This window comes from Mesorhizobium ventifaucium, from assembly GCF_935822925.1.
Lineage (GTDB): Bacteria > Pseudomonadota > Alphaproteobacteria > Rhizobiales > Rhizobiaceae > Mesorhizobium > Mesorhizobium ventifaucium.
Genome location: NZ_CAKXZS010000004.1, coordinates 166,127 through 176,136 on the forward strand (window position 1 = coordinate 166,127; position 10,010 = coordinate 176,136).

Genomic DNA, 10,010 nt, shown 5'->3' on the forward strand with positions numbered 1-10,010 from the left:
ACTCGTAGTGCCGTCCTCAAGCCGCTTTCTTGCGCCGGTTTGAACGGTTTTCGATTGGCGCTGCGGCGGTGCGGAAATCCTGCCAGGGATCCGACGCTAGCGAGGCAAGCCGGGTCGGCGTGTTCTCGACGGTAAAATAGGCCGGTCCGATGCTGGGGCCGAGTTCGTCCCAGGCAAGCGGCATCGACACCGCCGCACCCGGTCGTGCTCTTGTCGAATAGGGTGCGACCGCGGTCGCACCACGCTGGTTGCGCAGATAGTCGACAAGGATTTTCCCGCGCCGTTTGGATTTGGTGATGGTCGAGACGTAGCGGTTGGGACTGTCGGCGGCCATCGAGTCGGCAATCGCCTTGGTGAAGGCTTTGACAACAGGCCATTCCGCTTTCGGCTTCAACGGCGCCACGACGTGCAGACCCTTGCCGCCGGAGGTCTTGATGAAGGCGACAAGCCCTGCATCCTTCAGCCGGTCGCGGGTCTCGACGGCGGCTTCGATCACCGCCTGCCAGCTCACGCCCTCGCCGGGGTCGAGATCCATGATGATCGTGTCCGGACGCTCCCAATCGCTCACCATCGAGCCCCAGGGGTGGATCTCCAGCGCCGCCGACTGGACGAGACCGATCAGCCCATCGAGATCATTGATGCTGATCAGCCGCTCGTCGGGCGGATCCTTGGGGTCGTGGACCAGCACGATGTTTGGATTGAGCCCCTTCCAGGCATGCTTCTGGAAGAATTGCTCGCCCGAAATCCCGTTGGGACATCGCACCAGCGCCAGCGCCCGGCCGACGATGTAGGGCGACGCATAGCGCCAGACCTCGGCATAATAGTCGGCGAGACCTTCCTTGGTCACGCCCTCGTCCGGCCAGTAAAGGCGGTCGGGATGGGTGAGCTTTACGGTCCGGCGCTGAGGTTGGGGCGCTGCCTTGCTCGTCTTCGGCGTCTCGCGCACGATCTCCTTCGCCGGCTTGTCTTCGCGCAATCCGCGGAACGAGGCGTGGCGTAGATTGCCGTCGGCGGTCCACGCCCGGAACTCGACTTCGGCGACGAGTTCCGGCCTGACATAGCGGACTTGCCGAGCCTCCTCGGCGGCCAGCCGTTCGTCGAACGGGCTTGACGGAACGCGGATCCGCTCGAGCTTCTTGAACAGGCTCTCGGCAGCCGCCGCCGTGTAGCCGGTGCCGACGCGCCCGACATGATGAAGCTTGCCGTCGTCATAGACACCCAGGACAAGCGAACCGATCGCCTTGCGCGACGTTGTCGAGGGGACATAGCCGGCCACGACAAATTCCTGCCGCGCCGAGCATTTCGACTTCACCCAGTTCTTGCTGCGGCCAGAGCGGTAGGGCGCATCGCGAAGCTTGGAGACAATGCCTTCCAGGCTCAGCCGACAGGCATGTCGAAGCACCAAGGCGCCATCCTCCTCAAAATGGCCGCTGTAGCTGATGATGCCGCTGTCTCTGCCGATGATCTTTTCCAGCAATTCCTTGCGCTTGATCAGCGCAACGTCACGCAGATCGTAGCCGTCGAGATGAAGCAGGTCGAAAACGTAGAAGCGAAAGCGATCACTGCGGCCCTCGCTGAGATCGGCTTGCAGCGCGGAAAAATCCGATGCGCCGGCGGATGTCTCGACCACGAGCTCACTGTCGATCAGCGCCGTCCCGGCCGGGATATCGGCCAGCGCCGAAACGACCGCCTTGCCGAATTTCTTCGTCCAGTCGAGACCGCTCCGCGTCAACAGTTTGACGCGGCCGGCTTCGATCCTGGCCTGCAACCGGTAGCCGTCGAATTTGATCTCGTGCAGCCAGCGTTCGCCCGACGGCGCGGACGAGACCAGGGTCGCCAGCGTCGGCTCGACGAAATCGGGAAGTGCTGCCTTCCTGGCGCCCTTGATCTTTGACAGTTCGGGAACGCTGACAGTGGCGGGAGGCTGTTCCGCAGGAGTTGGCCTGGTGCTGCCGCCGCGGCGCTTGCGAATGCGCCCTGTCTTGGACGACCAGCCGGGCTCCTCACCGGCGACGTCCTCGATCTTGCGGCCGGTCGCGACGGATTCCGGCCGCTCGTTCAGAATGTCGGGATCACCTTCGGTGCGCGCGGCGTCATCGTCCCCTTTGATCAGCAGCCAGTTCTCGCGCTTCTCCCGCGGCTTTCCCGCCATCCGCACAAGATGCCAGCGGCCGCCAAGCTTCTCGCCGTGAAGTTCGAAATCGAGATGGCCTTTCGCATAGCCGCGATGCGCGTCGCCGATCGGCGTCCAAGTACCTCTGTCCCAAAGGAGGACGGTGCCGCCGCCATATTCGCCCTTCGGAATGGTGCCTTCGAAGTCACCATATTCCAGAGGATGGTCCTCGACGTGGACGGCAAGGCGCTTCTCGCCGGGGATCAGGCTCGGCCCTTTTGTGACGGCCCAGCTCTTAAGGACGCCGTCCATTTCGAGGCGAAAATCATAATGGAGCCGGGTGGCATCGTGCTTCTGTATGACGAAGCTGTTGCCGGTCCTGGGCGCCCTGCGGCCCTGCGGCTCCGGGGTAACGGAAAAATTGCGCTTCTTGCGGTAGGTCTCGAGCGCCATCGGTCAGCCGGCCTTCCGACGCGGCGCTGTCTGCTTCGCCTTGGCATGGCGCGCTGGCTTTGACTTTGCCGCGGGCTTTCTTGTCGAGGGCTGCTTGCCGCCAACGCCGGCGCTCTGGCGCAGTGCATCCATGAGATTGACGACCTTCTCCCGCTTGGCCGGCTTCGGAACGGTGATCTTCCTGCCTTCGAGCTTTGCCTTCACAAGCTCGGCCAGCGCCGCCTCATAACGGTCGTCGAATTTGGTCGGATCGAATTTGCCTTTCTTGGTCTTGATGATGTGTTCGGCCAGTTCGAGCATCTCGCCCTCGATCTTCATATCGGGGATGTTGTCGAAAGCCTCATCCGCCGAGCGCACCTCGTAATCGAAATTCAGCGTCGTTGCGACCAGGCCTTCGTCATAGGCGCGGACGAGCAGGGTCCGGACGCGCCGGAACAGCACGGTCTGGGCAATCGCGGCGACCTTCTTCCTGCGCATGCCCTCGCGGATCAGCCCAAACGCTTCTTCCGCGTGTTTGTCCGACGGGGCGAGGTAATAGGGCTTGTCGAAATACACATCGTCGACATCGGAACAGCCGATGAAGGCCGAGACCGACAGCGTCTTGTCGCTCTCGGGAACAGCGGCTGCGACCTCATCGGGTTCGAGCACGACGTACTCACCTGAGCCGATCTCATAGCCTTTGACCTGATCGTCCTTCTCGACCGGCTTGCCGCTGTCGCTGTCGACGAAAGCGCGATGCACCCTATGGCCCGAGGCGCGGTTTATCGTGTGGAAGGCGATCCGCTCGGAGGTCGAGGCAGCCGTATAAAGCGCCACCGGGCAGCTGAGTTCTCCGATTTTCAGAAAACCCTTCCAATTTGCTCTCGGCGCCAAGACGATAGCCTCGCGGTTACAAGCATTGCACAGGGAATGCAACGTGGCGGCGCCGAGATTTGTTCCTTGGCGCCTGCGCGGCGATGATCAGAAGGGTCCTGGGCCCAGCAGACAGCCATTCCGCTGCAACCAAATTCACCACCCGCCGTTGTCGAGCAGCAAGGGAGCGGTAGGCCATGACGGGACTATCAATGACGAGATTATCATTTTTGTCGGCCCTGGCGGCGGCTCTGGCTTTGGCGGGTTGCAGCAACGAGACCGAACCGACACAGGGCAGCACCAGCAGCACTGAGCCGACCCAGAGCAACACCAACACCGTCGATCAAAATCCCGAGGTCGACAAGGATCCGACGCCGAAGACAACCACGGGCGGCGATCAACCCGGAACGCCGCCGGCGCAATGAGAATCGGGCAGGCCGACTGGATTCTCCCGGATGCATTACGGGCGACAAGGGCAAAAGATCTCACCGTGACTGGCTCTGCTCGACCAGATGATAGCTATACCGGTCTCGAATGAACGCGTTGAAAAACCGGCCTTTTGACCAGGCCTTGCGGAATGCCGCATAAGCCTGCGGCGGCACGTCGTCGAAATCGTAGCGATTTCCGCTTGGGACAAACCATACGGAGAGGGTCCTCGTCGCCGGATCGTAATTGATGCTTTGGATAACAGTTGAAGGCATTTCCCAACACTCGACGCGCCTGGGCAATAACCCGCCCCGGCAATCTGGGTTCCGTCTCGCGCATGTGGAGGCGATGATCCGGCCGGCCCGTCGCCTCCAAGGCCTTGCCGCCAGCGGCCGGCTTCACCAATTAGGGTTGATGCCATCGCTCAAAACCAGGCAGCCGGGATTCGCTGGCCAAGGCGACCTGTTTCGCGCGCCCCACTTTCACGCACGTGACGACTTGCCGGAAGGATTTTGCTACCAGCCGGAGCTGATCACGGCGGAGGAAGAGGCCGAACTGGCGCGGCAGCTCGAAAGTCTCGCCTTCCAGCCTTTCGACTTTCATGGCCATCTCGCTAACCGGCGCGTCGCCGGTTTTGGCCTGCGCTATGATTTTGACCATCGCAAAGTCGTCGAGGCGCCGCCTATCCCTGCTTTTCTGATGCCGCTCAGGGACAAGGTGGCGGCATTTGCGCGGCTGCCCGACGACGCATTCGTGCACGTCTTGATCAACGAGTACCGGCCCGGTGCTGGTATCGGCTGGCATCGCGACAAGCCTCAGTTCGATACCGTGGCCGGCGTTTCTCTTCTTGCGCCATGCAGCTTTCGGCTCCGCCGGAAGAACGGCAAGAGATGGGATCGCGAGACTATCACCCTCGAGCCAAGGTCGGCTTACCTGATGACGGGCCCGGCGCGCACCGAATGGCAGCACAGCATCCCGCCGGTTGCCGCGCACCGCTATTCCATCACCCTGCGGACCCTGCACCCGCAAGGGTCGCCTCGATCAAAGCGATAGTTCGATGACCAGGATCGAGACTGGCTCCTGTTTTTGCGGTTCGATAAGTGCGGAGATGCACGGCGACCCGTTCTGGATCTGCTCTGATCACGATGACGATTGTCGCAAGGCGATAGGCAGCCCGCTGACCGTCTGGGTCGGCTATCGACCGACCCAATTCAGATTGCTCACCGGCGCGCCAAAAAAATTCTCAAGGACCCGAGGCGTGCTCCGCACCTTCTGCGCCGATTGCGGGACATCCATAGCCTACTTCGACCAAGGGCTTCCCGAGGAACTTTATCTGACGATCGGCTTCTTCGACCACCCAGAACGCTTTGCGCCGCAGGCTCATGCCTATTGGGACATGAAGCTGCCGTGGGTGGAATTTCGTGACGATCTGCCGCGTGTGGGAAGATATTCAAGGCGACGCGATCCGGCGGTCGGAAATCCCGCCGATCGGTAACCGGCAAAACGCCGCCAATGGGTCGATCTGTGATACCGCGCAAACGCCGAGGCCGGCAATGGAATTGGACGCGCATCGGCAGCTCAAAAAGGGGACATCATCGCTTCTTCACGCCGCTTTCGATACCTATCTGTTGAGCGCAAGGCATAGATCGGCAACAGGCGGCAGGATTTGGCACAACGATCGGGAAGCGCAGACCTTCCACTTCATGGCGGACGCGTGCCGAAATGGCTCGGCGACCGTATGACGCGCCTTGGCGCGGTCATGTGCGAGGCGATCATTCACCACTACGGTCGCGAAGAGTTGCTGCGCCGGCTGGCGCATCCCTTCTGGTTCCAGTCGTTTGGCGCCGTCATGGGAATGGACTGGCATTCCTCCGGCATCACGACCAGCGTCATCGGTGCCCTCAAACGTGGTTTGGCTCCGCTTTCCGGCGAACTCGGTATTCACGTGTGCGGTGGCCGCGGCGCGCATTCGCGTAAGACCCCGCATGAGCTTGCCGCCATCGGCGAGCGCGTCGGCTTCGATGGAACAGGCCTGGCAACGGCCAGCCGGCTCGTCGCCAAGGTTGACAGCGCCGCCGTCCAGGACGGCTTCGACCTTTATCTGCATGGCTTTATCGTCACCGATCACGGCGACTGGGTCGTGGTGCAGCAGGGCATGAACGGCGACAGCAAGGTGGCGCGCCGCTATCACTGGCTCTCCGAAGGCCTGAAGAGTTTTGTTGACCAGCCGCATGCCGCCATCGAGGGCGCAAACCAAGGCGAGATCGTCAACCTGACCGACCGCCGCGCCGACGCCTCGCGCAAGGGACAGTTGGATCTCCTGCAGGACCTCGGACCGGATCGCATTCTGAGGGAGTTCGCCGCGCTCGAACGTGACGTGGCTGCCGCACCGGAGCCCGACCAGCCAATGCTGCCGCACCTGGTCATGCCGGCGCACCACGACGTTCGCGAAACCGATGTCATCATGCGTCGTCTTCATGGCAACATGGCGGCGGCTGCCGAGCGTGGCCCCGCCGATTTCTCCGAACTTCTCCTGGTCCCCGGCGTCGGTGCGCGCACGGTGCGGGCGCTGGCGCTGGTCGCCGAGGTTTTACATGGCGCCCCATGCCGGTTTTCCGATCCCGGGCGTTTCTCGCTGGCACATGGCGGCAAGGACAGGCATCCATTCCCCGTGCCGCTGAAAGTCTATGACGAGACGATCGGCGTCCTGAAGTCGGCCGTCCACAAGGCCAGGCTCGGTCGCGACGAAGAAATCGGTGCCTTGAAGCGGCTCGACGACCAGTCACGACAGGTCGAACGCTATGTCACAGGCCCGAGCCTGAAGGAAATCGTCGCCGGAGAGTTCGATCAGTCGCATCTGCTCGGCGGCCGCAGCGTGTTCGGCTGGGAGGCCGCACCCGAGGCGCCCGCGGATGCCAAACAAATCAACCAAAAGGGATAATCCGGCCGGATCGCAGTTCAGCGGACCTGGCCTGATCAGCGTTCAGGCATCCAGATCGATCAACGCGATTCCAAGTTCCGGGCGCTTTCTGCGGCGCAGGTGGCCAGGCGCTTCCACCAACGTGACTTCGAGTGTCGGCCGAACAATGCCTTCGAGCAGATGTCCGCCTTTCGTGCTGCCATCGCGCAAGCCGAGCACCGCGTGGACATGAAGGCTGGGCTTGCCGTCGTCCCCCATCGCAACGTCGCCGATCGCGCTGAGCACCTCGCACTGTTCCAGTACCGGGATTTTCCGATAGGTTTTTTCGTTGATATCGAACCAGCCGACAGTCGTCCTTTCGAAGGCGCCGAGCGCGGTCAGCGAGGCGCCGCCAATATCGTGATCGACCGCGAAAGCTGTAAGCGCAGCGAACGCTTCCTCGCCGGGATCAAGCACCACCACGAACGTCCTTTGTCCGGCGTTTTCGGCGACGAGCTGCGATTTCATGATTTCACTCCAGATGCTGTGTCGGCTTTGAATTGTCATTCGATCGAGAGTTTGAACGGAAAGCTGGCTCGCGAGTTCCCATGAGATTTGGCTTGGGTTTGAACAGCGCAGCGTCGTTCGACTGTGGAGAAGATGGTGGTCCGGAACAAGATTGCCCAGGAAACATTGTTCCCCGCAGGCTATCTCTGAGGAGCGGACGTGGCGCCAACCGAGATCATCGTCAGGCATGCGCTAACGCCGCGTGAGTTCTGGATTGGTCTTGGCCGTGCCTTTGCCGGAGCGTTGATCTTCGCCGTCCCGGTGCTGATGACCATGGAAGCTTGGGCGCTGGGCTTCCACCTTCACCCACTGCGGCTCGCCCTGTTCCTCGCTGTCACCTTGCCAATGCTGGTGCTGCTGCACAAGTACGGAGGCTTTCGCCAGACGGTGGCGCTCCGCGACCGCATCGCCGATGCTTTTGTGGCCATACTTGTGGCCGCTGTGGCGGCTACGGCGGTGTTGTTTATTTTCGGCATTGTGACCGCCGAAATGCCGCTACGGGAGGTGATTGGCAAAATTGCCGTGCAAATTGTCCCAGGCAGTCTAGGAGCATCTTTGGCGCGCGCTCAGCTCGGCACGGGTTTGTTGGAGGAGGAGGACATTCCCGAGCCCGGCTACACCGGAGAGCTGTTCCTGATGGTGGTCGGAGCGCTGTTTCTATCGGTGAACATCGCGCCAACGGAAGAGGTCGTCCTCATCGCCTACAAGATGGAGCCCTGGCAGGAAATCGCCCTGGTGGTGGTCACCCTCGCTCTCATGCACGCCTTCGTCTACGAATTCGAATTCCGCGGCTCGCATAGTCCCGAGCCAGGCGCTGGATTGGTCAGCATCTTCTTTCGTTATGCGATCGTCGGCTATGTCCTGGTGATGCTTGTGAACCTTTACATCCTGTGGACCTTCGGCAGGACCGATGGCGCCGGCTTTTCGGAGACACTCAGTGCAGTCGTGGTTCTGTCGTTTCCTGGCGCGCTCGGGGCGGCGGTTGCGAGGCTCATTCTGTGACAAAGAACCCCGCAAAAGGCGACAAGCAACAGAAGCAGCAGTCCGACACCAAAGCAAAGACACGCAAACCCGGGACTTCGGTCACGGAGTGGGTCGTGGCGGGGATAAGCTTCGTAGTTCTGCTTGCCGTGCTCAGCTATCTTGTCGTCGATGGCGTGAGCACGCGCGATGGGACCGCCCGGATCGTCGTGCTGCCGCTTGGCGTCGCGGTCACCGAGGGCGGCTACGTGGTCGAGTTCGCCGCTGCAAACAGGGCGGGGAAATCAGTTGCTGCTGTCGAGATCAAAGGTGAACTTCGCAATGGCGATGAGGTCGTCGAGGAGAGCAGCGCTACGCTCGACTATGTCCCACAGAAATCCCAACGCAAGGGCGCGTTGATCTTTCGTCGCGATCCCGAGGCCTATGACCTGCGCCTCTTTGCCAGTGGATACAGTGAACCCTGACCAGTCGGAACGCCATGGATGAGATGGAACTCGGCGTGAATAACGCGGTCAACCCGGCCGCTGGCTTGATTAGTCCGGTTGATCGGGAATGGCATGCCGGCGGACACGCGGCTTCTGCGATTTCCAGTTGGGAGCATGAGACGGGCCTACGGCTGCCGGACGACTATCGTGGCTTCATGATCCGCTACAATGGGGGGCGGCCATATCCGAACATGTTTAAGCACGCTCGATGCCCAAGGATTCGAGAATCCCTCGGAGCATTTTCTCGATCCGCTCTATAGCTGGGATCACGTTGTGACGTGGACCGGGGAATTCGGAAATCGTGTGCCGTCCGGAAGTTTGGCCATCGGGGCTGATCCGGGTCTAATTGAGATCATTCTCTCATTGCGTATGGAAGACCATGGCGCAGTTTACAGTTGGGTTCGCAATTGGGGTGTTTGGGGAAGCGAAGAAAACAGCTACCTCTGCCCTCAAGCGGCAACGTTTGTTGCTTTCGTAGCCTCCCTCTTCGATGACGAGGAGAAGAACGGCTACGACTATTGGCACACACCGTACAGGGAGCGCCTACAGCGAAAGCTTGACGCGTAAAATGATCAACCATGGGAATGGACCGATGTCCGCTCTCCGCGACCATCGCAAAATTAAACGGTGGGGCGTGTGAACGAATTCGATCTCTTCTGTCAGAACAAATCGGACGAAGGGCGGAAGCGGTTGGCCCGAGTACGAGACCTGATCCTAAGCAGCGCCCCTCAGGTTGAAGAAGGACGCGTCCACTTCTTTCTGGTCTATCATCTAGGCGGCGGTGCGGTGGCAAAACTCCACCTCGATGCAAGGGAGCAACCCAATATCACCTTTGCCGTCGGTAGCGAGCTCACGGACCCGTCGAGCTACTTAAGGGCTCCAGTCTCGTGCGAACGGTGAAAATTACATCCGACGCATATCTAACAAAGCACCATGATGCCATCGTAGATTTGGTTCGGCTGGCGCTCGACATAGTTCGGGAGCGATGGGATGGAACGACTGATTGTGATGATAAAAAATCAATTCCCTCCTGTACCTAAAGGAATACGGTATTCGAGACCGATTTTGTTCGGACTTGCAAAAATTGTCACTGCTCAGACCGCCGGCCGATAGGAGAGATTCTCGGCGTGCGGGGACCGGCGGCGCGATGACGGCTCTTCAAGTCATTGAAGACGTTCAGGTTGGCTGCATGCGATGACCGCCTTGGGTCATTAGAGCGTTTCACGTTTTGACG

General features: G+C 60.7%; 10 protein-coding genes. 6 read left to right on the forward strand and 4 right to left on the reverse strand.

What is annotated here, in order from left to right:
* Window positions 1-16: 16 nt before the first annotated feature.
* Both ligD and ku read right to left on the reverse strand, forming a co-directional pair.
* Entirely contained in the window at window positions 17-2,566 is a 2,550-nt protein-coding gene (ligD, locus tag NMG70_RS04400) for a DNA ligase D (protein WP_254023395.1), read from the reverse strand.
* A gap of 3 nt (window positions 2,567-2,569) precedes the next feature.
* Entirely contained in the window at window positions 2,570-3,439 is an 870-nt protein-coding gene (gene ku / locus NMG70_RS04405; protein ID WP_254023396.1) for a non-homologous end joining protein Ku, read from the reverse strand.
* A 191-nt stretch (window positions 3,440-3,630) separates the two neighbouring features.
* Between ku and NMG70_RS04410 the strand changes: the two genes are divergently transcribed.
* A complete protein-coding gene (locus NMG70_RS04410; RefSeq protein WP_254023397.1) occupies window positions 3,631-3,843 on the forward strand; it encodes a hypothetical protein in 213 nt (70 codons plus the stop codon).
* 60 nt (window positions 3,844-3,903) lie between these two features.
* On the opposite strand, the gene NMG70_RS04415 is transcribed toward NMG70_RS04410, so the two are convergent.
* Window positions 3,904-4,119, reverse strand: a complete 216-nt coding sequence (locus tag NMG70_RS04415; RefSeq protein ID WP_254023409.1) for a KTSC domain-containing protein — start codon at window positions 4,117-4,119, stop codon at window positions 3,904-3,906.
* Between the two features lie 139 nt (window positions 4,120-4,258).
* On the opposite strand from NMG70_RS04415, the gene NMG70_RS04420 reads away from it, so the two are divergent.
* The 3 genes from NMG70_RS04420 (at window position 4,259) to NMG70_RS04430 (ending at window position 6,785) form a co-directional block, all read left to right on the forward strand.
* On the forward strand, window positions 4,259-4,897 hold the full coding sequence (locus tag NMG70_RS04420; protein WP_254023398.1) for an alpha-ketoglutarate-dependent dioxygenase AlkB: 639 nt from the start codon (window positions 4,259-4,261) through the stop codon (window positions 4,895-4,897).
* A 4-nt stretch (window positions 4,898-4,901) separates the two neighbouring features.
* Window positions 4,902-5,339 carry a GFA family protein gene (locus NMG70_RS04425; protein ID WP_254023399.1) on the forward strand — a complete coding sequence of 146 codons (438 nt, stop codon included), beginning with the start codon at window positions 4,902-4,904 and terminating at the stop codon, window positions 5,337-5,339.
* 171 nt (window positions 5,340-5,510) lie between these two features.
* Window positions 5,511-6,785, forward strand: a complete 1,275-nt coding sequence (locus NMG70_RS04430) for a DUF763 domain-containing protein (RefSeq protein ID WP_254023400.1) — start codon at window positions 5,511-5,513, stop codon at window positions 6,783-6,785.
* A 42-nt stretch (window positions 6,786-6,827) separates the two neighbouring features.
* On the opposite strand, the gene NMG70_RS04435 is transcribed toward NMG70_RS04430, so the two are convergent.
* A complete protein-coding gene (locus tag NMG70_RS04435) occupies window positions 6,828-7,271 on the reverse strand; it encodes a PPC domain-containing DNA-binding protein (RefSeq protein WP_254023410.1) in 444 nt (147 codons plus the stop codon).
* 282 nt (window positions 7,272-7,553) lie between these two features.
* Between NMG70_RS04435 and NMG70_RS04440 the strand changes: the two genes are divergently transcribed.
* Entirely contained in the window at window positions 7,554-8,312 is a 759-nt protein-coding gene (locus tag NMG70_RS04440) for a TIGR02587 family membrane protein (protein ID WP_254023401.1), read from the forward strand.
* Window positions 8,309-8,755 (forward strand): TIGR02588 family protein, encoded by a 447-nt coding sequence (locus NMG70_RS04445; protein WP_254023402.1) that lies wholly within the window; start codon window positions 8,309-8,311, stop codon window positions 8,753-8,755. The genes NMG70_RS04440 and NMG70_RS04445 overlap by 4 nt, the downstream gene beginning before the upstream one ends.
* Window positions 8,756-10,010: the final 1,255 nt, after the last annotated feature.